This is a genomic window from Streptomyces azureus, from assembly GCF_001270025.1.
In the GTDB taxonomy this organism is placed as follows: domain Bacteria; phylum Actinomycetota; class Actinomycetes; order Streptomycetales; family Streptomycetaceae; genus Streptomyces; species Streptomyces azureus.
This window is the reverse complement of sequence record NZ_DF968308.1, coordinates 1-22,152: the sequence shown is the minus strand read 5'-3', so window position 1 is coordinate 22,152 and position 22,152 is coordinate 1. Positions and strand designations below refer to the sequence as shown.

Below are 22,152 nucleotides of genomic sequence, written 5' to 3'. Positions count from 1 at the left end.
GGCGTGCTGCTACTCGGGCCGCGTGTCGGCGGCCCTCTCCGTACAGCTGCGGGCGACGGTGTCGGCGAATTCCCGGGCGAGTGGGGTGAGGGCGTCCCAGCGGCGGACGGCCCAGCCGACCGGGAGCGGGGGGAGATCGGGGACGGGGACGAGGCGGAGGGGACCGTCACCGGGCACCTCCCAGCCGGGCAGGACAGGCACGACGGCGTGACCGAGGCCGAGCTCCGCCAGCAGGAGGGCGGTGTCCCAGTCGGCGACGCTGGTGTCGGAGCTGGTCCGGACACCGAGCTCGGCGAACGCGGCGTCGAGCCGGGCACCTGAGCTGGAGTTCTGGGGGAGCCGGATGAGACTGATGTCGCCGAATTCGGCCGGGTGGACACAGGGTTGGTCCGCCAGCGGATCGTCGGCGCGGACTGCCAGTACCCAGGGCAGGGCGACGACGGGGCGCTGCTCGATACCGCGCACCGGGCCGTCGATCGTCACCCAGGCGAGGTCGAGGTTGCCGGCGGTGAGGGCGTCGAAGCAGTTGCGGCTGGAGGTCTCTGTCCGGAACTCCAGACTGACCTTCGGGTAGCGCTGCCGGAAGGCGAATATGGCCTCGGACATGAAGTGCCGCACGGTTGTTCCGCCCGTGGTGACACGCACGGAGCCGCTGTCGCCGTTGACCAGGTCCCCGAGACGCCGCATGGCCAGATCCAGACCGGCGATGCTGTCCGAGGCGGCATCGCACAGGACGCGCCCCGCGTGTGTGGGCACGACGCCTCGTGGCCGGCGCTCCAAGAGGCTCACACCGGCCTCCCGTTCCAGCCGCTTGACATGCTGGCTCACCGCTGACTGCGTGCGGTCCAGTTCCCGGGCGACGGCGCTGAGGCTTCCCGCCCTGCACACGGCCACGAAGACGCGCAGGTCCTCCAAAGTCATAACTGCCAAGCTATAGCTCGGGGTTAGCGAGAAATCCATAGGATTGACTGGGGTCACGAGGCCATACGAGGATCAGTGCAGGGCCCAGGCGGCAACCCGTCCGGTGCTTTCGCGGGTCCGGACCACAGGCGAAGGCGCGGACGGGTGCCGACCCCGAACGATGGAAGGACACCGCCCGTGCCTGCTTCCTCTGCCGCTGCCGACCAGGCCCTGGTGCTGCTGCGCGAGCTCGGTGCCGCGGGCGTCGCCCATCCGGGCGGCACTCTCGTCGCCCATCTCCAGCGCGTCCAGGGACAACTCGCCGTATGGGGCGCTCGTCCGGCCCTCCAGGTCGCGGGCCTGTGCCACGCCTTCTACGGCACCGACGGCTTCCCCACCGCCCTGCTGTCTCCGGACAGCCGCGCCGAACTCGCGGAGGTGATCGGTGCCGAGGCTGAAGCCATCGTGTATCTCTACGCGTCGTGTGACCGGAAGGCCACCTATCCGACGCTCGCGGATGCCGACGGGGCCTTCCGGAATCGGTTCACGGGCCGTCTCCACACCCCGGGGCCGCAACTTCGGCGAGACTTCGCGGAGTTGTCCGCCGCCAACGAACTCGACCTTGCCCGCGTCGACTCCGCGTTCCGCGAGAAGTGGAAAGCCGAACTCCTCGCCCTGTTCAGCCGATTCCAGCACCTGCTGAGCCGACCCGCCTGGTCGGACTGCCGTACGGTGCTTGCTGCCGGGGTCCGGTGACGTCAGCCGAGCAGCGGCGCGTCGAAGTCACCCAGCACCGCGTCGAACGGCAACCCATCCATGAGACGTGATCATGCCAGCTCCCTGCGGGTTGTTCGCGTGGCGGGCGGGTCTCAGCCCTTGACGGCCTCTGCGATCCGCTGGGCGGCCTGGGCGGGCGTGAGGTGCGTGGTGTCGACGACCTCGGCCTCGGCGTGCAGCCACGTGCGGGCCGCCTCGGCGTAGGGCTCGAGGTAGGTGAGACGGAACGAAGAGGGGCCGAGAACGGTGTCCCCCAGGATGCGCCCGCGGAGGGTGTCCTGGTTGGCGTGGAGGACGAAGTGCCGTACCGGGATGTCGTGCTGGGCGAGACCTGTGCTGATCTCGCGCCAGTACTGCTCGACCAGGACGGTCATGGGCATCACCAGAGTGCCGCCGGTGTAGTCGAGTACCCGGCGGGCGGTCTCGACCACGAGCGGCCGCCACGGCGGCCAGTGCTGGAAGTTGTCCGCCCCGGGCCCGGGCAGCCCCGGCCTGATGTCCATGAGTGTCTCGCCGACCTTCTCGGCGTCGAACGCCCGTGAATCCGGGATCAGCCGCTGCACGAGTGCACTGGTCGTCGTCTTGCCCGCGCCGTGGGTGCCGTTGATCCATACGATCACGGGACGCAACGCTAGCCTTCTTCCCCTGGCGCCAGCGCAAGAATCGCCAAAGCGCCCGGAGTATCGCCAGACCTGCGCCGTCCTTCGGCCCTCTGTCACCTCGCGTTGCCGTCGACCTTCACCACCGTCCGCCGCGGACAGCAGGAGCCGCGAAGTGAACCGCACGCGACCGCTGCCCCACAGCCCTGATCCCCTGCCCGACGAGGCCCTCACCGGATTCGTCCTGTGACTCGCCCACCGACTGGGCACGGCACCCGGCGAGATCGCCGTCCGCACCGGCCTGGCGCCTAACGGCCGAGCGGGTCTGCCCGCTCGTCCGCCTCCGCCGGGGCGAGGCCGTACGGCACCACGTTCGCGTGCCGCCGCGTGGTGAAGGCGGAGGTGGCGGGCATGTTCCAGCGCCGATCCGTGGCGCGGCGGCCCGGGAGACCCCGGTGCCGCCGGACGAGGGCGACGTCCTGACGGCCGCCTGGTGAGCGTGTCAGTCGTCGCTCCTGGTGGCCACGACCGCCCATGTGCGGTGCGGGACTTGGATCACCTCACCGGGGAAACGGTCGCGCAGCACCCTGACGAGGGCGTCGTCGAAGCGTTCCACCTCGTCCGGTGACAGGCTGGCGCCGACTCCGGCACGGGCCCGGATCCGGTCCCGCCACGCCTCGGGCGGGTACGGCACGTCCACGTCGAAGGAGAAGGTCTCGATGCCGGTGAAGCCCGCGGTGGCCAGGTCGGTCAGTCAGCGCGGGTACAGGCCGGTGCCGCCGCCCATCGCCCCGGCCGGGTTGAAAGAGAGGATCAGCTCCTCGGGCGCCTCGACCACGTTGCCCGGCAGTGGCAGCCAGCCGACGTGGGCGATGACCGCCCGGCCGCCGGGGCGCAGCAGCCGCCGTATCCCGGCCGTGGCCTTCGGCGCGCCGAGCCAATGCCAGCACTGACCGGCCGCCACCACGTCGTACGACCCGTCCGGCAGCCCCGTCGACTCGGCCGTGCCACCCGGTAGTCGGTGCCCGCCCGGGCTGGCTCACCGACCAGCAAATCGGTGCCGGCCGACAAGCATGGGCCGCTGTCCTGTCTCGGCTAGGTCCGGGCATCTGGGGCCCTCTGACCTGGGGTGCCCGGAGAACTCTGAGACGTCCGGATCTGGGATCGTCTCAGTTTGCTCCCGGTAGCTGTCCTACTGTGGCGGCATCCGTAACTTGCTCGACTTCGAGACAGCCCGCACCGTCGCCGAGATTCTCAGACCGCGGTCCCAATGGCCGGGCTGCATCGATTGCTGTCAGCGAGTGCATGGCCGCCGGGGAAGCCCAGTCGATCCATGCCGACGTCAAAGGCCCTTCAGGACACGATCAAGTGCGGACCGGCCTGCGGGCCCCCAGTTCGGCTTGCCTCCAGGCAGGCCGCGATCCCCGGCTTGGCCCATCGCCATCAGGAACAGGCTCCTCATCGCGGCCAGTCCGCGCGCCCGTCGCACCGCTGCCTCGTCCGCCTGCGCGTAGCTGTTGAAAAACCGTGAGGCGCCGCCCGCGGGGAGTAGCAGCCAGGCGGCCGCGAGGTCCCACGCCGGGTCGCCGGCGACCAGCGCGCCGAAGTCGACGACACCCGCCAGTGTCCCGTCCGCGACGACGACGTTCGCGGGATGCAGGTCGCCGTGCACCCACACCGGTGGGCCCTCCCACCCCGGGGCCGCCACCGCTTCACCCCAGACTTCACGGATCTCGTCGGCGAGGTCGGCAGGGGCAACGTCCTGGAAGAAGTGCTCGAAGCCGTCCGTGCAGTCCTTGGGGTGAGCGCCGAAGTCCGAAGCGGTCGGTGCGTCGGCGGGCGCCTCCACGTGCAGCGCCCTGAGGAAGCCCGACAGCGTCTCTGCCGCGTGGTCGCCGCGAGTGATCGAGCCATGGTCCAGCGGCGTGCCCTCGACCCATGTCATGACGGTCCAGATCTTGGGGAAGCGCTCGGACGGCGCACCGTCCCGTAGGGGGACAGGAATCGGCAGCGGCAGGCGCGAGGCCAGAGTCGGCAGCCACCGGCGCTCCTTGAGCTGGAGATCGGGGCTCGTGTCCATCCGCTGCATCCGGACGGCCAACTCGTCACCGAGGCGCCACATTTGGTTTCCCCAGCCGCCCGCCACTTCGCGGATGGGCAGCTCGGCGAGGTCCGGATGCTGCTCCCGAAGCAGGTCGCGGACCAGATCCTCGCTGATCTCAATCTCGGACTCGATCATGCCGAGTCACCGTACTTGAGGTAGGCGGAGGCCACCTTGCACTTTGGGAGATCCAGCTCCCCGGCTGGATCTCCCGAGCAGGGAGGCGCCCATGCTCAGGCGGGTCCCGATTCAGGCGGCCTTGGTCTCGCGCAGGATCTGCGTGACGCGGCGGATCACGGCGCCGGTCTTGCTGGGGAGGGCGGGCAGGTTGGTGACATAGGCGGGGTGGTTTGGCGGGAGCCGTCGCGTGAATTCCTTCATGAAGCGCTCGACGTCGCTGGGGAACATGCTCTCGGCGAGGAGGGATCGCCAGGCAGGTGAGGCGACCAGCGACATCATCGTGACGGCCGCTGGATAGGCCGCCGCGTAGAGCTGTGGCCCCCAGGACAGGTAGGGGCCACGAGGCTTGGCGAGTCCCTGGCCGAGGGCGTCCGGGACGAGCGTGTAGTGATGCGCCGCGAACAGTTTCCAAAGGGCGCCGCCGGTCCGAAAGCACTCAGCGGTGACTCTCTCTCCATGACGTCGGACGAGGCGGTGGTGGCGACGCTGAGCCCAGAGGGTTCCCGGCATCTGCGCGAGGTCAACCTGTTCGCGCGTGACAGCGACGGCTTCGCCGATCCAGAGCCTGTTCTGGAGGCAGGCGTGGGTGTCGATGGGGATCCAGGTCATGACGTGCTGGCCTGGCGTTCGGGTGGCCGTGCAGCGTCGGCAGGCCCAGCGCCGTCGGAGGCGCATGGCCACGACCGGAGGCAGGGAGCGGCCCAGGGGGCTCATGCCGTGCTCGTGGCTCCAGCGCAGTTCCGGCAGCGCGTGCCAGAACGTCTCCCGGGACAGGCCGGTGAGGATCGTCAGACGCCGCAGAAGCGCGGTCACGGAGTCGTCGTCGTGCGCCAGCCAGCGCGAGGGGGTGTGGAGCCGCTCTGCGGGAATGCGGTTGGCGTGGGCCAGCCGCTGGCAGTACGACTCCAGGGTCTCGTTCGGGAACGGGGGGAGCGGCCGGGGTAACGGCCGGAAGATCACAGGCCGGAAGGGTGTGCTCATCCAGCGGATCTCCGAGGAGCGGGCTGGCCGGACTGAGTGGATTCGCTGCTGTGGTCGATGCGGATCGTGGTCAGGGCGGAGCGGGTGATGCGCTCGCTGCCGTCCAGGATGGCGGTGACGGCTGCGGCGCGGATCAGGCGGGGAGGCTTCCGATCATGCCGCCGGTGCGCTGGTGGAGATACTTCGACATCCGCACCAGGGTTCCGGGTTCGTGCTGGTGCAGCCGTAACGTGCCCTCCAGGCTGGCCACCAGCGACCGCCATTCTGCGTTGAGCGGGAAGGGGCCGGTGCGGATGAGCACGCAGCGGCCGGCGAGCCGGCTGCCGCGGATCCCGGCGAACAGCCCGGAGTGTTCGACGTTGATCCCGGCATATACGAATGTGGCGGGCAGGTGCTCGGTGAAGTACTTGAGATGGTCTGACAGCTCCTCGCCTGCGATCGTTGCGTGGTTCATCAGGTGGATTTCGTCGACCAGCACCAGGTCCGTTCGGGCCTCGATCAGCACTTGGCAGACCGCGCTGGTGACGTCGGTCGTGTTGTGCCGCGGCGTGATAAGCGGCAGTCCGAGGAACCGGGCGAACTCCATCGCCAGCTTGCGGGGTGAGCCACGGGGAGGAGCGGTGATGTAGACGACCGGGATGCGGTCGCTGCCCGGATAGCGTTGCCGGACGCGCAGCTCATGGAGGCGAGCGAGCTGCTTGAGGGCGGTTGTCTTGCCGGTGGTCCACTCGCCGGAGACGATCAGTCCGCGACGAGCCCCGTGTTCGCGTTGGTTGAGCAGGGTCAGCAGTCGGCCTTGGTGGGCGATCTCCTTGACCGTGGAGGCCCGCACGACCTGGAGTTCGGAGTGGTAGGCGATGCGAGCCTCGTCGTAGGCGTCCCTCTGCACCCCGTCCAGCGCCTGCCACTGGTCATCGGGCAGCAGGTCGAGAGATAGGCCTTGCCCCGGTCGCAGACGATCGTCTCCGGTGTGATCACGGGGACGGCCGCCGCCTGGGCCAGTCGCTCGTCCAGCGCCATGAGCGAGGCGTGCGGCAGCACCGATCGGGACATCCGCAAAGCGTCCGCCCAGCCCGGCCGCATCGGCTCCGGCGTCATCGCCCGGGCCAGCAGCAGGGCTGCGTCCACCGCCTTCGTCGACGGCCTCAGCACCGCCGCGGCCAGCGTGCGGGTCGCGATGTCGACGATCCCGGTCAGCTCGACGGTGTCCACCGTGCCGTCGTCGTGAACGACCAGCACATCCAGCGGAGTCGAGTCGATCTCCATCACTTCGCCCGGCCGGGCCGCGGTCAGCTGGCCGAACATGCCGTCCGGCTGCTTGGCCAGCGAGCGGCGGGTGCGGGCCGAGCCCAGCGTGTGCCGCCCGGAGCTGACCGCCTTCAGTAGCCGGTAGAACGTCGCTCGCGACGGCAGCGGCACCACTCCGGGGCCGTGTTCGGCCTCGAGGAGGCGTTCCATCCGGCGCCGTAGAACCTGCGCGGAGACCGGTCGACCGGTCGGTCTGCTCCTCCACGACCTTCCGCAGGGCCTCGACCACCCGCCGGTCGGTGCGGCCCGTGCCGTCCGAGACGGTCCGCAGCCGTGGGTCGACCAGGCCCAGCACCCCTTCCCGCTCGAACCGGGCCCGCATGTCCTGCAGGACGGTCAGCGACACAGCCGTCCCCGCCGCCGCCAGCTCGGCGGCCTTCGCCAGTTCCCGCTGCCGCAGGGACCAGACCGCCGGGTCGTACTCGGGTTTCACCGGGCCGTGCGGATCGTCCAGGGGCCGCCCGGTGAGCATCTCCACCAGGTGCCGCTGCCACCACTCGGCCCGCTCAACCGCCCTGGCTGGGAGTCCTTCCAGGGCTCCAGCCGGTGGGACGACCGTCCGCGCCGAGGCCGGTGTGACCACCTCGAAGCCGGTGGAGGACAGCAGATGGGCCAGCATCACCACGCTCGCTGACTGGCCCTCGTCGACCAGCCGGACCGCAGTCCCCTACAACGCGGCGACCGTATGCAGCCGTCCGTCGAAGCGGACCAGGTCACCCGCTCGCAGCAGCCGCGGACGCGAGGGCATCCCCGCCTCCCTCCCGCACTTCACCGTTCCGACCCTGCGTGTCCGCCGACAGCAGCCCGCTCTCCAAGTCCGTGGTCAGAATCCGGCGCCAGAGCAGGTGGAACAGCGCCGGCAGCACCGCGATCTGATCACCCACCCTCCGAGCCCCGTCCAGTAGACCGGCGCCGTCAGCGAATACCTCCACCAGGCGATCGGCGACGTCAGGGTGGTGTACCCGCGGATGCCGGTAGCCGGCCAGCCACGGCACGTTCGCCATCAGCACCGCATCCGGCGTCCCCACCCGGGCGAAGTCCCAGCCCACCGACCGGCAAGCCGCCGCGGTCACCGCGAACTTCACCGCGTCCTGCGGCTCGATCCGCTCATCAGGGCGCACGTCCACCACCAGGGCCGTGCCGTCGGTCCGGCGGACGAAGAAGTCCGGCGTGTGCCGCACCCGCTTCCCTCCCGGCTCCGCCCAGGACAGCCGGAACGGCTGTGAGGACATGCCTGTCACCAGCGGGTCGAAGTCGAGCAGCATCAGGCGATCGCGCTCCAGCCACGACTCGTAGCCCACATGCCCGCCACACGTCGCCGACCAGTACCAGCCGCACCAGTTGCCCTGCCCTCGGAAAGCCGGGAACCGGCGCTCGGGCCGTACCGACTCGAACCGCACCGGCCACAACCGGCTCAAAGGCCCCCGCTCGCGGACCCCGGCCGTGCTGACGTACTCCAGCTCGATGTCCTCCGCCGACACCTCATCCGCATCCATCCCAGGCCTCCGGTACGACGCCGACCAGCCACTTCGACCGTAGAAGCGCCAAGACCGCCGTACTTACACAAGACCGGAACACTCCAGAACTTGCCTACACATGACCGGGACCCAGCCGTACATGCCTACAGAAGAGCGGGACTGCCTACACATCGCAGAGACAGGTCAGCCGGCTCAGTCTCACCCCGGGCGCGTGGCGTGGCGCACTATTGCAAGCGGGTGCTTGCAATAGTTAGCGGGGTCCGGCACTGTGGAGCCATGGCATCGCTCAACGTCGGCAATCTCGGTGACTACCTGCGCGAACAGCGGCGCAACGCGCAGCTGTCGCTTCGGCAGCTCGCCGACGCCGCCGGGGTGTCCAATCCGTACCTGAGCCAGATCGAGCGCGGGCTGCGCAAGCCGAGCGCGGAGGTGTTGCAGCAGGTCGCCAAGGCCCTGCGGATCTCCGCCGAGACGCTGTACGTCCGGGCCGGCATCCTCGACGCCGAGCGGGACCGGGACGAGGTGGAGACGCGTGCCGTCATCCTCGCGGACCCGACGCTGCACGAGCGGCAGAAGCAGGTGCTGTTGCAGATCTACGAGTCCTTCCGCAAGGAGAACGGGTTCGGGACCGGCGACGGCTCCGCGGTCGTCGACCTCGTGGTCGCGGAAGACGAGGCGGACGGGGACGCTCCCGACGGCGGCACCGGGATACGACGGACCCGCGCGGCCGACGTCGGCCGGCCCGCCGAACGCCGTGCCCGCGACAGCGACGGCGGTACGTCCGCGTCACCGTCGGCGACCCGCCGCACGCGCAAGGACGACAGCGGTACGTCACCGTCGCCCGCCCGTCGTGCTCGTCAGGGCAACGGCGGTACGTCCGCCGCCCGCCGGGCCCGCAAGGACACCGGCGGCAGTGACACCGACCCGCAGCAGACGGCCGGCTGAACCGGACCAGGGCACCGGCCGTACCGCCGCGGATCACACAACCCTCAGCCGAACCCTCAAGCGAAACAGAATCCGGGAGGACCATCACCATGGCCATCACCGACGACCTGCGCAAGACCCTCAGCGACCCGACGCCGCTCTACTTCGCCGCAGGCACCGCCGACCTCGCCCTTCAGCAGGCCAAGAAGGTGCCGGCCCTGGTGGAGCAGCTGCGCTCCGAGGCCCCCGCGCGGATCGAGGCCGTACGCAACACCGACACCAAGGCCGTCCAGGAGAAGGCCTCCGCCCGCGTCAAGGAGACGCAGCAGACCCTCCAGAACAAGGTCACGGAGTTCATCGGCTCCATCGACGTCGACATCAAGAAGCTCGGCAGCACGATCGACGCGGACCTGAAGAAGGTCGGCGAGACCGCCCAGGACTTCGCGCTGCGCGGGGTCGGCGTGGCCGCCGAGTACGCCGTCAAGGCCCGGGAGACCTACGAGAAGGTCGCCGAGCACGGCGAGCAGGCCGTGCGCACCTGGCGCGGCGAGGCCGCCGAGGGCATCGAGGACATCGCCGAGGGCGTGGAGGAGCTGGCCGTGGCCGTCGAGCCGAAGGCCGAGCCGGTCGAGGTCAAGGAGGAGCCGGCGAAGCCCGCCGGCACCACGACCGCGGCCGCCCCGGAGAAGAAGGCTCCCGCCAAGAAGGCCCCGGCGCGCAAGACCACCGCCAAGAAGACCACCCCGCCGGTCAAGTAGGACGGCAGGGGGCGCAGAGCGACCACACGGGCCGGGCACCCTGGGGGTGTCCGGCCCGTTGTACGGGTACGGTGACCGCGTAGGGACGAGCCGAGTCGGGTGGTGGACGTAGTGCTGATGCAGGGCTTCGCAGGGTTCATGTGGCTTCTGAGCATGGCTCTGATCGTTTTCAGCGGCTTCGCGTTGCTCGACGCCGCCGTGCGGCGGGAGGATGCCTACCGCGCGGCCGACAAGAAGACCAAGCCGTTCTGGCTGATCATCCTCGGGATCGCCTTCGTCGTGAACCTGCTCTTCCCGATCCTGTCGTTCCTGCCGATCATCGGGCTCATCGCGACGATCGTGTACATGGTCGACGTCCGCCCTGCCATCCGGGCGCTCCCCGGCGGCGGCCGCAGCCAGCGCGGCTCCAGCAGCGACGGTCCGTACGGCCCCTGGAACGGCGGCCGGTAAGACCCCCGGCAGCACTGGAGCCGGGTGGAGCCGGGGCTACGGCACCCGGTCCAGCAGCAGTACCGCCACGTCGTCCGTCAGCTCGCCACCGTTGAGGTCGCGCACCTCGTTCACCGCTGCCCGCAGCAGCTGCTCGCCCCGCAGTCCCTGGGCGATCTGGCGGCGCACCATCTCCGTCATGCCGTCCTGGCCGAGCCGCTCCCGGCCCTCGCCGACATGGCCCTCGATCAGGCCGTCGGTGTAGAGCATCAGGCTCCACTCGGCGCCCAGCTCCACCTGCATACGAGGCCAGCGGGCACCCGGCAGCAGCCCGAGGGCCGGTCCGTTGTTGTCGTACGGCAGCAGGCGGGCCGGTTTGCCCGGTCGGGCCAGCAGCGGCGACGGGTGACCCGCCAGGCACAGGCCGGCGCGGCGGCCGTCCGGCGCGATGTCCACCGTGCACAGGGTCGCGAAGATCTCGTCGTCGGCCCGCTCGTGCTCCAGCACCTGCTGGAGCGTGCCCAGCAGCTGGTCCCCGCACAGGCCTGCCAGCGTCAGCGCGCGCCACGCGATCCGCAGCTCCACGCCCAGGGCGGCCTCGTCGGGACCGTGACCGCAGACGTCACCGATCATGGCGTGCACGGTGCCGTCCGGCGTGCGCACGACGTCGTAGAAGTCGCCGCCGAGCAGGGCGCGCGAGCGGCCCGGGCGGTAGCGGGCGGCGAACCGGAGCGGGGAGCCGTCCAGCAGCGGGGTCGGCAGCAGACCGCGCTCCAGGCGGCGGTTCTCCTGGGCGCGCAGCCGACCCTCGGCGAGCCGGCGCTCGGCCGACTCGGAGCGCTTGCGCTCCACCGCGTAGCGGATCGCCCGGCTCAGCAGCCGGCCGTCCAGCTCGTCGCGGAAGAGGTAGTCCTGGGCGCCGACGCGCACCGCCTCCGCGCCGCGCTCGGCGTCGCCCGAGGCGGTCAGCGCCAGGACGGCATGCCGGGGCGCGAGCTCCAGCACGTGCTTGAGCACGGCGAGCTCGTCGTCGGTGTCGCTGCGGCCCGGAGCCGGCAGCGCGAGGTCCAGCAGGATGCAGTGGACGTCGTCGGTCAGCAGCCGCCCGGCCTCGGTGAGGTTGCGGGCCGTGCGGACGCGGATCGGCTTGCCTGCCTGGTCGAGCATGTCGGGCACGATCGGCGAACCGGCCGGATCGTCCTCGATCAGCAGCAGGGTCAGGTTGGTGTGGGCGGTGTTGTTCTCCACCTTGTCCGTGGTGTTCCCGGCGGTGTCCGGCGTGCGGGGGGCTGTCGCCGAGGCGTCCGTGACGGACTGCTCGGCGGGGCCGTCGCACGGGGACTCGGCCTGCGCCTGACCACTCTCCACGGCCGGGATCGCTCTCTGCCGCGGTATGGGTACGGGCATCGTCTTGGGTTCCTTCCCTCCCCCCGAGGGCACGGCGGGGGCGAGGGACCTCGACCCACCGACGGGGACCATAGCGGGTGTCGGTGCCGCATTGGAATGGTGTGAGCCATGCCGCTGCGCCATCGGCCAGTGTCATATGCCGCGATATGCACCCCAGTTGGACACCGCCGGGATGCTGTGGGGATGACGAACGTCACGTCAGCGCGCGGCTGGGTGGCGGTTCGGGGTGGGCTGGGTCACGTGGCCCGGATCGCCGACAGGGGTGCTGCGACCTGTTGTCCGGTATTCGGTGCTCGGACGACACCTGCTCGGTCGGTGTCGGCACCCGTTCAGTCGGTGTCGGCGCTTGCTCAGGCGGCGCCAGCCCCCGTTCACTCCGTGCCGGCCTCGGCGTCCGCTCAGTCCGTGCCGGCCTCGGCGTCCGCTCAGTCCGTGCCGGCCTCGGCGTCCGCTCAGTCCCTGTCGGCCTCGGCGTCCGGTCGTACCACCCCGAGGATGGGCATCGTCCCCGCCCCCGCGAGGGTCACCGTCCGCCCGGGCCGCGGCGCGTGCACGATCACCCCGTCGCCGACGTACATCGCGACATGGCTGGCGTCGTCGAAGTAGATGATGAGGTCGCCGGGCCGCATGTCCTCGATGTCGATGTGCCGCAGTCGCTTCCACTGCTCCTGCGAGGTGCGCGGAATGCCCTGTCCGGCGGATATCCAGGCCTGTGAGGTCAGCCCGGAGCAGTCGTAGGTCTTCGGGCCCTCGGCGCCCCACTGGTACGGCTTGCCGATCTGGGCCGTGGCGTACGCGACGGCCTTCTTGCCCTGCTCGGAGGCCTTTCCGCTGATCTCGTCGAGGATGCCGGAGTCGAGCCAGGCGGTCTGCGCCCTGCCGGCCGCCTCCTTCTCCAGCTCGGCGAGGCGCTCCTGCTCCTCCTTCTGGAGCTCGGACTCGAGCTTCTCCGCCTGTGCGATCTGCTGCTCGATCTTCTTCTGCGCGGCGGCCTTGGCCTTGCGACCCGCCTCCAGTTTCTTCCACTGGGCGGAGGCGTCCTTGGCGTACTGCTCCAAGTCCTCCTGGGTGCGGGTCAGTTCGCCGATCAGGCCCTTGGTCGCGTGCTGGCCCTGGCGCACCCGGCCCGCTCCGACGAGGAACTCCTGCGGATCGTCGCTCAGCATCAGATGGGCCTCGGGCGGCAGTCCACCGCCGCGGTACTGGGCGGCGGCCGAAGCGCCCGCGCGGTCCTTCAGCTTCGCCAGCTTCTCCTTGCCCTTGACGATCTTCTTGGCCAGCTTGACGATCTCGGCGGACTGCTTGTCCGCCTTCTCCTCGGCGGCGTTGTACTCGTCGGTGGCACGGGCCGCGGCGCGGTAGAGCTTGTCGAGCTTCTTGCGTATGGCCTCGAGGTCCTTGCCGGGCGCGAGCGTCGGGCCCGCGCTCGGGGCGGGGGTGGGACTTGGGTTCGCGAACGCCGTGCCCGGTGCCGCCAGCACGGTGACCGCGCAGACCACGGCCACGGCCGTCGCGATCAGGCCACGCTTGCCCGTACCCATACCTCGGCCCCCAAACTGATTAACCCTCAGTAACGTCCGGCTCGCCTGGGGATGCTGCCATGTCGGCGCGCGAAGCGACAGGGGTAGATCTTCCCGCGACCCCCTCCCCGATATGCCTCCGGCATGATGATCTCCCCGCCTGTGTGACGAACGACTCAAAGAGATCGTTCCCCACGGGAGGCGCCGAGGGGCTTGCGACGCGTGGCCCGGGAGGTCAGCCCCGCGGCGCCAACGCCTCCCAGCGCACCGTCACTTCGCCCTGCCGCCACCGCGCCGGCCCGTCCGCCACCGGCCAGTCGGCGGTCAGGTCCCGTACCGCCCGGATCCAGCGCTGACGGGCGCCGTAGGACGCGTAGGGCGCGGCGGCGGCCCAGGCGCGGTCGAAGTCGCGCAGGAAAGCGTGCACCGGCTCGCCCGGGACGTTGCGGTGGATGAGCGCCTTCGGCAGGCGCTCGGCCAGGTCCGAGGGGCGTACCAGGAAGCCGAGCCGGGTCGCGAAGGTGACCGTGCGCGGTCCCTCCGGCCCGAGCGCGACCCAGACGTGCCGGCGTCCGATCTCGTCACAGGTGCCCTCGACCAGCAGCCCGCCGCGCGCACCGGTCGCCGGATCGGCGGGCGCGAGCCGTCCGCACAGCCGGTGCCAGACGGCCGCGACCTCGCCCTCGTCGTACTGCCGCAGCACGTTCGCCGCCCGGACCAGCAGGGGCCGCTGTGGGATCGGGATCTCGAAACCGCCGTGCCGGAAGACGAGCCCCGCCCGCTCGTACGGCAGCGCCGCCGCGACCCGGGCCGGCTCGATCTCGACGCCCACCACGCGCGCGCGTGGCGCGACCGTACGGAGGCGGTGCAGCAGCTCGACGGCCGTCCAGGGGGCGGCGCCGTACCCGAGGTCGACCGCCACCGGGTCGGCGGCACGGCGCAGCTCGGCGCCGTGCGTGGCCGCGATCCAGCGGTCCATGCGGCGCAGGCGATTGGGGTTGGTCGTCCCGCGTGTCACTGTTCCCATGGGGCGGGTGGCTGCGCGGGATGTCATGCGTACGAGGTTAAGCGGCTCCCTGAGGTTGAACGGCCCTCGGTGTTGAGCGGCCCGGTGGGGTTGAAGGCCCCTAAGCCGCAGCCCCCTCGCCCCCGCCCCCGTACGTCCCGAACCCCGGAACCCCCGCCGTCTCGAACACATGCACCGACAGGCCCCCCGGCGTCGTCCGGTGCTCGGTCAGCCGCAGCCCGGCCGGTGCGCCGCCGTCCGGGAAGAGGCGGCGGCCCTGACCGACCACGACCGGGGCGATCACGAGCCGCAGCGTGTCGATCAGCCCGGCGGCCAGCAGGGACTGGGCGAGCCGGGCGCTGCCGTGGATCTGGAGCTCCCGGCCGGGCCGCCGCTTCAGCTCCGCCACCCGGGCGGGGACGTCGCCGGACAGGATCGTGGTCGGGTCCCAGCCGGCCGTGGTCAGGCTGTGGGACGCGACGTACTTCGGCAGGCCGTTCATGATCCCGGCGAGGGGGTGGCCGGTCATCGCCGGCCAGTCCCGGGCGAAGTTCTGGTACGTACGCCGCCCGAACAGCAACGCGTCCGCCTCCCCGAGCCAGCTGCCGGCCAGCCGCTCGAACTCCTCGTCCAGATGCGGCACGAACCAGCCGCCCCGCTCGAAACCGTCGCTGGTGTCCTCGTCCGGGGCGCCCGGCCCCTGGGAGACACCGTCGAGCGACAGGAACTCCTGTACGACGAGCTTCATCGCGCACCCCTCTCTTTTCCGGCTCACAGTCATCACTTCTCGAGACGCCGTGGGGCGCGGAAACTCATCGGCCCTGGCCACATGCCGACGATCTTTGCCCCGGGGAACCGCACGGGTGACCGCGCGGTTCCCCGGGCGGGGAAGAACCGTCAGTCCTGCCGGACGATGTTGGTGCCCGGCCCGCCGGAGAGCGTGTCCGCTCCGGGTCCGCCGTACAGCTCGTCGTCGCCGCTGTTCCCCCACATCCGGTCGGCGCCGCTGTTTCCGTACAGGATGTCGTTGCCCCTGCCGCCGTACAGCTCGTCGTCGCCGGCCCCGCCGTACACCGTGTCGGCCCCGTCGTCGGCCCTCAGGATCTGGTCGCCCGCGCCGCCATGGAGGACGTCGTCGCCCGCGCCGCCGTCCACGATCTCGCCGCCGATGCCGGCGTAGAGGGTGTCGTCGCCGTCACCGCCCCCGGCGAACCCCAGCGCGCCCGCCCTGATGACGTCCTCGCCCGCGCCGCCCCGGACAGTACTGCCGTCGACTCGTCGGCCGGTGGCGCCGGTCCACTTGTCGTTGCCGTCGCCCAGCTCGACCGTGTTGAAGTGGTAGACCTGGTCGGTGGCGTTGTCGAAGGAGACTGTGTCGTCGCCGTCGGCGAGGTCCATCTCCATGGAGCTGAGCGGGGACTGGCTCTCAGGGGACTCGACCGTGCAGGAGATCTTGGTGTGGTCCGCGCTGTCGGGGTGGCCGCAACGGTTCCCGGCGTCGATCGGGACGACGTCGTCGATCACGTAGGTGAACTGTGAGCGGTCGCTGGTGAACGACTGCGTGATGGCCACCTTGTTGGCCTGCCCGGGGGCGGCCTTGTAGGTGAGCTGCCAGCCGTACTCGTTCACCGCGGCGGTGGCCGTGGGCTCCGCGGCACCGGCCGGGCCGGCCAGGGCGATCGGTACGGCCAGGACCATGCCGAGAACCGGCGTCAGAACTGATGAGGCGCGTAACAGCCGGCGGCTGACGAGGCGAGGGGGCATTGCGTAACCTCCGTGAGGCAGTAGTGGATCCTTTCGCACGCTTTGACCGAACGGGCGGGCGCCAGGTTGTCCGCAGTATCGGCCTCGTCATCCTTTTCTCGGCCTTTTCACGGCGGAGACAGCGCGAGTGACCTGCGATTTCCGATCGTGTTCACCTGTCTGTCACCCTCCCCGGGGGCAGGGGATGCGGGCCGGATGCGGGAGCCCATCACCATCGAACGGTTGAGCGAGAAGTGGTAATGGTTCGGTAAAAGTCGCGAATCGGGAAATGGAGGCCGCCCCTCCGGTGTTCCACCCCCTAAAGGGCACGTGCGCCCTGCAAAGGCATGCCCGGAGCGAGGAGGAACGCCACGTGAGCCAGTACATCGGCAGGCTCGGGCGGCGCTCCGCGTCCGCGCCCGCGCGCCTCCGGCTGCACCGCAGGCCCCGCCGGGTGGCCATGCTCTCCGTGCACACCTCCCCGCTCCACCAGCCGGGCACCGGCGACGCCGGGGGCATGAACGTCTACATCGTGGAGCTCGCGCAGCGCCTCGCCGCGATCAACATCGAGGTCGAGATCTTCACGCGCGCGACCTCGGCCGCCCTCCCGCCGATCGTCGAGCTGGCCCCCGGCGTCCTCGTCCGGCACGTCGACGCCGGCCCCTACGAGGGCCTCAACAAGGAGGACCTCCCCGCCCAGCTGTGCGCCTTCACGCACGGCGTGATGCAGGCCTGGGCCGGCCACCGCCCCGGCTACTACGACCTGGTCCACTCCCACTACTGGCTCTCCGGCCACGTCGGCTGGCTCGCCGCCCAGCGCTGGGGCGCCCCCCTGGTGCACGCCATGCACACCATGGCCAAGGTCAAGAACGCCAACCTGGCCGACGGCGACACCCCCGAACCGGCCGCCCGCGTCATCGGCGAGACCCAGATCGTCGGCGCCGCAGACCGCCTCATCGCCAACACCACAGAAGAGGCAGACGAACTGGTACGGCACTACGAGGCCGACACCGACAAGGTCGCCGTGGTCCACCCGGGCGTGAACCTCAGCCGCTTCTCGCCCGCCGACGGCCGCGCCGCCGCACGGGCCCGTCTCGGCCTGCCCCAGGACGCGCTGATCCCGCTCTTCGCGGGCCGCATCCAGCCCCTGAAGGCCCCCGACGTGCTGCTGCGCGCCGTCGCCGTCCTCCTCGACGAGCGCCCCGAGCTGCGTTCGCGCATCCTGGTTCCCGTCGTCGGCGGCCCCAGCGGCAGCGGCCTGGCCAAGCCCGAGGGTCTCCAGAAGCTGGCCGCACGCCTCGGCATCGCGGACGTCGTACGGTTCCACCCGCCGGTCGGCCAGGACCAGCTGGCGGACTGGTTCCGCGCCGCTTCCGTCCTGGTCATGCCCTCCTACAGCGAGTCGTTCGGCCTGGTCGCCATAGAGGCACAGGCGGCGGGCACGCCGGTGCTGGCGGCAGCGGTCGGCGGCCTGCCGGTCGCCGTGCGCGACGGCCACACCGGCTTCCTGGTACGCGGCCACAACCCCGCCGACTACGCGCGCGTGCTGCGCGACTTCGCCGACGACCCGCGGCTGTCGCCCCGGCTGGGCGGGCAGGCCGCCCGCCACGCCCAGTCCTTCGGCTGGGACACCGCGGCCGCCGCCACGGCGGACGTCTACACGGCCGCGATGCAGGCACACCGCCGTCGCGTACGCTCGCAGCATGGGTGAAACCGATCTGGAACAGCGTGCGGCACAGGTCATCGAGGGAGTGCTGAAGGACGCCGACCTGGAGTGGGAGAGCCCCGAACCCGGCACCTACGTGGCGCAGCTCCCCGGCACCCGCAAGCTCAAGACGACGGTCTCCCTGATCGTCGGCCGCCACTCCCTCTCGCTCAACGCCTTCGTCATCCGCCACCCCGACGAGAACGAGCAGGGCGTCCACCGCTGGCTCCTGGAACGCAACCTCAAGCTCTACGGCGTGAGTTACGCCGTCGACCAGCACGGCGACGTCTACGTCACCGGCCGGCTCTCCCTGTCCGCCGTCACGGCCGACGAGATCGACCGCCTGCTCGGCCAGGTCCTGGAGGCCTCCGACGGCAGCTTCAACACCCTTCTGGAGCTCGGCTTCGCCTCGGCGATCCGCAAGGAGTACGAGTGGCGGGTGTCCCGCGGGGAGTCGACACGCAACCTGGACGCGTTCGCGCACCTGACGCAGCGCCCGGAGCGCTAACGCGCCCGGTAACGCCCCGGCGGGACACCCACCAGTTTCCGGAAGTGCCGGGTGAGGTGGGACTGGTCGTAGAACCCGGTCGCCGCGGCCACGTCACCCGGCGAGCGCCCTTCGAGGAGCAGCCGCCGGGCGCGTCCCACGCGCAGGGACGTCAGGTACTGGTGTGGGGCGATGCCGTAGGCAGTGCTGAACGCCCGTACGAGATGGGCGGGGTGGGCCCCAACGAGCCCGGCGGCCTCGCGCAGCCCGATGCCCTCGACGACCCGCTCGTCCAGCAGTTCCCGCAGCCGCCGCGCGAGGACGGGATCCGTCGGTCGGGGCTGGTCGCTGTCGCCCCGCAGATGGCCGCGCAACCGCTCCCCGACGAACATCAGCCTGCTCTCGGCCTCCAGTTCCTCACCGGGCCGCAGCAGCGCGCCGTGCACCTGCCCCACGCGCTTGCGCAGCAGCGGATCACGCAGATCGGGCCGGTCGACGGCGGCCCCGATCAACTCGTCCCCGAGATACGTCCCGTCGAGATACAGCACCCGCTTGCGGAAGCCGTCCGGGGTGGCGGGGGAGCCGTTGTGCGGGACATGCGGCGGCAGCAGCGACACGGTGTCGTGCGGGGTGCCGTGCTCGTGCCGGTCGAGGTCGTACCGTACGGCGCCGGTGTCGACGATCAGCAGCGTCCAGGCCTCGTGGACGTGCATCGGGTACGCGTACTCGGTGAAGCGGGCGTGGAAAACCTCGACGACACCGGGCACTGCGGGCCGCCAGGCGGAGACGATCCGGGCGGGCTGGGAAGCCATGCAAAAAACGTACAAGACCCCGGCGATGACCGCCGGGCACGCTCGCATCATGAACACGCACACCGAACCGGCTCCGGAGCCGATCCGCTTCGACACGAAGATCGCCGTACTGCTGCGCGCCGACCTGGAGCCGTGGCAGCGTCTCAACGTGACGTCGTTCCTGGTCAGCGGTCTGGGAACGCAGCTCCCCGAGGTGATCGGCGAACCGTACGAGGACGCGGACGGCGTGCCCTACCTGCCGATGTTCCGCCAGCCGGTCCTGGTCTTCGAGGCCACGAAGGAAACCCTGACCACGGCCCGCACCCGCGCCCTCTCCCGCTCCCTGCCCCGTGCGCTCTTCACCTCGGACCTCTTCGCCACGGGCAACGACCGCGACAACCGCGCGGCCGTACGGTCGGTGCCGACGGCGGACCTGGATCTGGTCGGCCTCGCGGTCTACGGCCCGAAGAACGCGGTGGACAAGGTGGTGAAGGGGGCGCGGATGCACCCCTGAGGACGGCGTGGCCGTGAGGCGGAGCGTGGCCGTGAGGCGATCGTGGTCGTGAGGCTGACGTGGCGGGGGAGGCCGGACATGGTCGTGAGGCCGGACGTGGCCCTGCCCGGCGACCAAAGTCGCGGACCCGTAGACCAACGGCTGACGACAGCGCCTGCGCCGCCCGCCGAGACTCGCCTCATGGAGGACGCGAGGAACGTTCCGATGGGGAAGAAGCGGGTGCCGCAGGCGGGCAAGGACACGGAACTGGCCGAGTCGGCCTGGGTGATCACGCTCTTCTGCGTGGCCTGCGGCGTCGGCATCGGCGCCGTGCTCCCGCTCCTCGCCCGCTTGTTGCTCAAGCTGCCGTGGGCACCGCTGGAGGGCCCGGCCGAACTGCTGACCTCGATACCGGAGCCCGCCCTCACCCTCGGCACGGTCGCCGTAGGCGCACTGGGCGGTCTGCTGCTGGGCCTCAGCGCCGTACACGAGTCGCTGTCGGTCCGCGTCTCCGGCACCCACCTGGCGCTGACCATCAGGGACAGCACGCAGGAGTTCGCCCGCGAGGAGATCGCGGTGCTGTGCAGGGACGGCAAGCAACTCGTGGTGCTGGCCCCGGACAGCATGGAACTGGCCCGGGAGCACTGCGGCCTGCCCTGGCAACGCCTGGCCGACACCCTCGCCGAGCACGGCTACCACTGGGCGGAGGAGGACCCGTACCGCGCCGAGTTCCGCCGCTGGGTCCCCGGCACTCCGGGCCTCCCCGAGGGCGCGGACGCCCTTCTGCGGGCTCGCGCCCAGGCCCGGAAGCGGGACGACGACGCCGAGGACGCCCGTGAGCTGCGCCGCGAGCTGCTGCGGCTCGGCGTGGTCGTACGGGACGAGGAGAAGCGTCAGTACTGGCGGCTGGCCCGCCAGAACTGAGCAGCCGAAGCACTCACGGAGTACAGGCCTCGGCGATGGACAGGCTGTTCTCGTAGAGGTGGTGCCGGGTGATCCGGCCGTCCTCGACTGTGAGGCGCAGCGCGAAGGGCCCCTCGAAGGACTTCCCCGTCGCCCGCACGGTCCCCGACAGGTGTCCCATGAGCACGGCGTCGGCACCGTCGACGAGAAATGCGTCGAGGGAGGCGCGGGCGTCCTCGGGCACGGTGTGCTCCGTCAACTCCGTGGACTGCGCGGCGCATTCGGCGGCGGTGGAGCGGGGCCGGATCCACGGGACACCCGGGTTGTCGGCGAGCACCCAGTCGACCTCGTCGGCGAACAGCTCGACGAGCCGCTCGGTGTCCCCGGCGAGTCGCGCGGCGAGGAACTCCTGCACGACGGCCCGGGTGGACTCGGCGACGGAAATCGACTTCACCGGGCTGGACTTGACGGACATGGCACTCTCCTCGCGACTGCGGCCGGCCGGATCCCGGACGGTTTCCTGGGGGACGCGTCCGATCCTGCCGGGGAAGGCGAGGCCGGTCGATTACCCGAGGGGTAAAGGTCGACAGCCGGGCCACTTCACGGCGTCGTCGTCATTGCCCGACCCGGCCGTCGATCAGTTCGCGCAGGAGGTCGGCGTGCCCGCAGTGGCGCGCGTACTCCCCGACATGCGCCACCAGGACGTCACGGAGCTGGAGCTGCCCGCCGGGCTCGGCCCCGTAGTCGGAGTACCCGGCGTTCAGGGTGGCGAGATCGGAGACACCGGCCAGATACCGGTCGGTGAGTTCCACGTCGGCCCGCCACTGCCGCCACGCCTCGTCCACCACCGCCGGGTCCGCGATCGCACCGTTGAAGTCACCGTCCCGGTCCTCCTCGGTGCGGTACAGCTTCGGCGCGTCCGCCCCGGCCATCACCCGCCGGAAGTGCCGCTCCCCCTCGGTCAGGTGCCGCACCAGCCCGAGCAACGACATCGTGGACGGCGCCGCCGACCGCCGGGCCATCTGCTCCGCGTCCAGCCCCGCGCACTTCATTTCCAGGGTGAGGCGATAGTGACGGAGACTCTCCAGCAACGCGCTGCGCTCATCGATGACTTCGGCCTCGGTCTCGCGCGGGTCGTCGTCCGGATCCACCCACATGTCGGGATAGACGGTGGCCCGCGTCCATCGGGTCACCGCTGGTTCACTGATGTGCTCATCCGAGGCCATGGGGGGATGGTGGACGGTGGGCGAAGCGTTCCGCCACTGAATATCCAGTGCCCGAGGTTGCTCCGCTTCCTCTGCCTGCGTCGGCCGGCAGGCGCCGTGCCTGACCTGCTGTCGAGGAGTCAGCCTGGTGTGAGACGGGGCGTTCTACCGCGCTCGACGTGACAGCTACGACATCTGCTTGGTCCCCGACGCCGCGGCACTCCTCGACGAGATCGATGACGTCGACGTGTGGGTGATCTTCGACAACGGAGAACGCTGGTCGGGGACGGTCTGCACCCTGGAGAACGTCCACCGCGTCATGGACGACTGGCGAGAGGCCGGCGAATGCCCCGGTGGTCTGGCGGATGCCCCATTAGGTAACCTAATCATAGGCTACCTAATGAACGGTGATCTCGGAAGCCCCGGCGATGTTGGGCACCAGATTTGACCGGCTTAC

The 22,152-nt window shown here is 70.7% G+C and carries 25 protein-coding genes and 1 pseudogene; 9 read left to right on the top strand and 17 right to left on the bottom strand.

What is annotated here, in order from left to right; translation table 11 throughout:
• Positions 1 to 9: 9 nt before the first annotated feature.
• Complete coding sequence (locus AOQ53_RS21685) at positions 10 to 921, bottom strand: LysR family transcriptional regulator (protein ID WP_059419687.1); 912 nt, start codon at positions 919 to 921, stop codon at positions 10 to 12.
• A gap of 177 nt (positions 922 to 1,098) precedes the next feature.
• Here AOQ53_RS21685 and AOQ53_RS21680 point away from each other — a divergent pair, with 177 nt between their 5' ends.
• Positions 1,099 to 1,656, top strand: a complete 558-nt coding sequence (locus AOQ53_RS21680) for a DUF6817 domain-containing protein (protein ID WP_059419686.1) — start codon at positions 1,099 to 1,101, stop codon at positions 1,654 to 1,656.
• A 113-nt stretch (positions 1,657 to 1,769) separates the two neighbouring features.
• Here the strand turns inward: AOQ53_RS21680 and AOQ53_RS21675 are convergent, their stop codons facing one another.
• From AOQ53_RS21675 to AOQ53_RS21640, 8 genes and pseudogenes are all read right to left on the bottom strand, one after another.
• Complete coding sequence (locus AOQ53_RS21675) at positions 1,770 to 2,297, bottom strand: hypothetical protein (protein ID WP_059419685.1); 528 nt, start codon at positions 2,295 to 2,297, stop codon at positions 1,770 to 1,772.
• A 481-nt stretch (positions 2,298 to 2,778) separates the two neighbouring features.
• The gene (locus tag AOQ53_RS46420) at positions 2,779 to 2,976 is read right to left on the bottom strand and encodes a hypothetical protein (RefSeq protein WP_059419684.1); all 198 of its coding nucleotides are present in this window, start codon (positions 2,974 to 2,976) and stop codon (positions 2,779 to 2,781) included.
• Between the two features lie 54 nt (positions 2,977 to 3,030).
• Positions 3,031 to 3,273, bottom strand: a pseudogene (locus AOQ53_RS46415) (class I SAM-dependent methyltransferase); the annotation flags it as partial.
• A gap of 345 nt (positions 3,274 to 3,618) precedes the next feature.
• Positions 3,619 to 4,515, bottom strand: a complete 897-nt coding sequence (locus AOQ53_RS21660) for an aminoglycoside phosphotransferase family protein (protein WP_059419680.1) — start codon at positions 4,513 to 4,515, stop codon at positions 3,619 to 3,621.
• 111 nt (positions 4,516 to 4,626) lie between these two features.
• Positions 4,627 to 5,538, bottom strand: coding sequence for a TniQ family protein (locus AOQ53_RS21655; protein ID WP_107084030.1), 912 nt, complete (start codon positions 5,536 to 5,538; stop codon positions 4,627 to 4,629).
• A 133-nt stretch (positions 5,539 to 5,671) separates the two neighbouring features.
• Positions 5,672 to 6,427, bottom strand: a complete 756-nt coding sequence (locus tag AOQ53_RS21650; RefSeq protein WP_236711746.1) for an ATP-binding protein — start codon at positions 6,425 to 6,427, stop codon at positions 5,672 to 5,674.
• Positions 6,322 to 6,996 carry a hypothetical protein gene (locus AOQ53_RS46410; RefSeq protein WP_236711745.1) on the bottom strand — a complete coding sequence of 225 codons (675 nt, stop codon included), beginning with the start codon at positions 6,994 to 6,996 and terminating at the stop codon, positions 6,322 to 6,324. Before AOQ53_RS46410 ends, AOQ53_RS21650 begins: the two co-directional genes overlap by 106 nt.
• Before the next feature lie 563 nt (positions 6,997 to 7,559).
• On the bottom strand, positions 7,560 to 8,342 hold the full coding sequence (locus AOQ53_RS21640; RefSeq protein ID WP_059419677.1) for a TnsA-like heteromeric transposase endonuclease subunit: 783 nt from the start codon (positions 8,340 to 8,342) through the stop codon (positions 7,560 to 7,562).
• Positions 8,343 to 8,600: 258 nt separating this feature from the next.
• Between AOQ53_RS21640 and AOQ53_RS21635 the strand changes: the two genes are divergently transcribed.
• The 3 genes from AOQ53_RS21635 to AOQ53_RS21625 all read left to right on the top strand — a co-directional run bounded on the left by AOQ53_RS21635 (position 8,601) and on the right by AOQ53_RS21625 (position 10,456).
• Complete coding sequence (locus AOQ53_RS21635; RefSeq protein ID WP_059419674.1) at positions 8,601 to 9,269, top strand: helix-turn-helix domain-containing protein; 669 nt, start codon at positions 8,601 to 8,603, stop codon at positions 9,267 to 9,269.
• Positions 9,270 to 9,358: 89 nt separating this feature from the next.
• Positions 9,359 to 10,006, top strand: coding sequence for a hypothetical protein (locus AOQ53_RS21630; protein WP_059419673.1), 648 nt, complete (start codon positions 9,359 to 9,361; stop codon positions 10,004 to 10,006).
• Between the two features lie 117 nt (positions 10,007 to 10,123).
• Positions 10,124 to 10,456 carry a DUF2516 family protein gene (locus AOQ53_RS21625; RefSeq protein WP_078945429.1) on the top strand — a complete coding sequence of 111 codons (333 nt, stop codon included), beginning with the start codon at positions 10,124 to 10,126 and terminating at the stop codon, positions 10,454 to 10,456.
• A gap of 36 nt (positions 10,457 to 10,492) precedes the next feature.
• Here AOQ53_RS21625 and AOQ53_RS21620 read toward each other — a convergent pair whose 3' ends face one another.
• The 5 genes from AOQ53_RS21620 to AOQ53_RS21600 all read right to left on the bottom strand — a co-directional run bounded on the left by AOQ53_RS21620 (position 10,493) and on the right by AOQ53_RS21600 (position 16,132).
• Positions 10,493 to 11,842: a PP2C family protein-serine/threonine phosphatase gene (locus AOQ53_RS21620; protein WP_059419672.1), complete on the bottom strand. Its 1,350-nt coding sequence runs from the start codon at positions 11,840 to 11,842 to the stop codon at positions 10,493 to 10,495.
• A gap of 452 nt (positions 11,843 to 12,294) precedes the next feature.
• Complete coding sequence (locus AOQ53_RS21615) at positions 12,295 to 13,383, bottom strand: C40 family peptidase (RefSeq protein WP_059419670.1); 1,089 nt, start codon at positions 13,381 to 13,383, stop codon at positions 12,295 to 12,297.
• 214 nt (positions 13,384 to 13,597) lie between these two features.
• A complete protein-coding gene (locus AOQ53_RS21610; protein ID WP_099054658.1) occupies positions 13,598 to 14,416 on the bottom strand; it encodes an SAM-dependent methyltransferase in 819 nt (272 codons plus the stop codon).
• Between the two features lie 73 nt (positions 14,417 to 14,489).
• On the bottom strand, positions 14,490 to 15,116 hold the full coding sequence (locus tag AOQ53_RS21605) for a dihydrofolate reductase family protein (protein WP_059419666.1): 627 nt from the start codon (positions 15,114 to 15,116) through the stop codon (positions 14,490 to 14,492).
• Positions 15,117 to 15,265: 149 nt separating this feature from the next.
• Positions 15,266 to 16,132 (bottom strand): calcium-binding protein, encoded by an 867-nt coding sequence (locus tag AOQ53_RS21600; protein WP_059419664.1) that lies wholly within the window; start codon positions 16,130 to 16,132, stop codon positions 15,266 to 15,268.
• A 352-nt stretch (positions 16,133 to 16,484) separates the two neighbouring features.
• Here AOQ53_RS21600 and mshA point away from each other — a divergent pair, with 352 nt between their 5' ends.
• Both mshA and AOQ53_RS21590 read left to right on the top strand, forming a co-directional pair.
• Positions 16,485 to 17,822, top strand: coding sequence for a D-inositol-3-phosphate glycosyltransferase (gene mshA / locus AOQ53_RS21595; RefSeq protein WP_059419663.1), 1,338 nt, complete (start codon positions 16,485 to 16,487; stop codon positions 17,820 to 17,822).
• On the top strand, positions 17,815 to 18,324 hold the full coding sequence (locus tag AOQ53_RS21590) for a type III secretion system chaperone family protein (protein WP_059419662.1): 510 nt from the start codon (positions 17,815 to 17,817) through the stop codon (positions 18,322 to 18,324). Before mshA ends, AOQ53_RS21590 begins: the two co-directional genes overlap by 8 nt.
• Here the strand turns inward: AOQ53_RS21590 and AOQ53_RS21585 are convergent.
• Positions 18,321 to 19,115 carry a helix-turn-helix transcriptional regulator gene (locus AOQ53_RS21585; RefSeq protein WP_059419661.1) on the bottom strand — a complete coding sequence of 265 codons (795 nt, stop codon included), beginning with the start codon at positions 19,113 to 19,115 and terminating at the stop codon, positions 18,321 to 18,323. The genes AOQ53_RS21590 and AOQ53_RS21585 overlap by 4 nt on opposite strands.
• Positions 19,116 to 19,164: 49 nt before the next feature.
• On the opposite strand from AOQ53_RS21585, the gene AOQ53_RS21580 reads away from it, so the two are divergent.
• Positions 19,165 to 19,608, top strand: a complete 444-nt coding sequence (locus AOQ53_RS21580) for a DUF2000 domain-containing protein (protein ID WP_059419688.1) — start codon at positions 19,165 to 19,167, stop codon at positions 19,606 to 19,608.
• Between the two features lie 204 nt (positions 19,609 to 19,812).
• The gene (locus AOQ53_RS21575) at positions 19,813 to 20,511 is read left to right on the top strand and encodes a YqeB family protein (protein WP_063888931.1); all 699 of its coding nucleotides are present in this window, start codon (positions 19,813 to 19,815) and stop codon (positions 20,509 to 20,511) included.
• Positions 20,512 to 20,524: 13 nt separating this feature from the next.
• Here the strand turns inward: AOQ53_RS21575 and AOQ53_RS21570 are convergent, their stop codons facing one another.
• Both AOQ53_RS21570 and AOQ53_RS21565 read right to left on the bottom strand, forming a co-directional pair.
• The gene (locus AOQ53_RS21570; RefSeq protein WP_059419657.1) at positions 20,525 to 20,965 is read right to left on the bottom strand and encodes a nuclear transport factor 2 family protein; all 441 of its coding nucleotides are present in this window, start codon (positions 20,963 to 20,965) and stop codon (positions 20,525 to 20,527) included.
• A gap of 139 nt (positions 20,966 to 21,104) precedes the next feature.
• Positions 21,105 to 21,716 carry a DinB family protein gene (locus tag AOQ53_RS21565; RefSeq protein ID WP_059419655.1) on the bottom strand — a complete coding sequence of 204 codons (612 nt, stop codon included), beginning with the start codon at positions 21,714 to 21,716 and terminating at the stop codon, positions 21,105 to 21,107.
• Between the two features lie 178 nt (positions 21,717 to 21,894).
• Here AOQ53_RS21565 and AOQ53_RS21560 point away from each other — a divergent pair, with 178 nt between their 5' ends.
• The gene (locus AOQ53_RS21560; RefSeq protein WP_059419653.1) at positions 21,895 to 22,143 is read left to right on the top strand and encodes a hypothetical protein; all 249 of its coding nucleotides are present in this window, start codon (positions 21,895 to 21,897) and stop codon (positions 22,141 to 22,143) included.
• Positions 22,144 to 22,152: the final 9 nt, after the last annotated feature.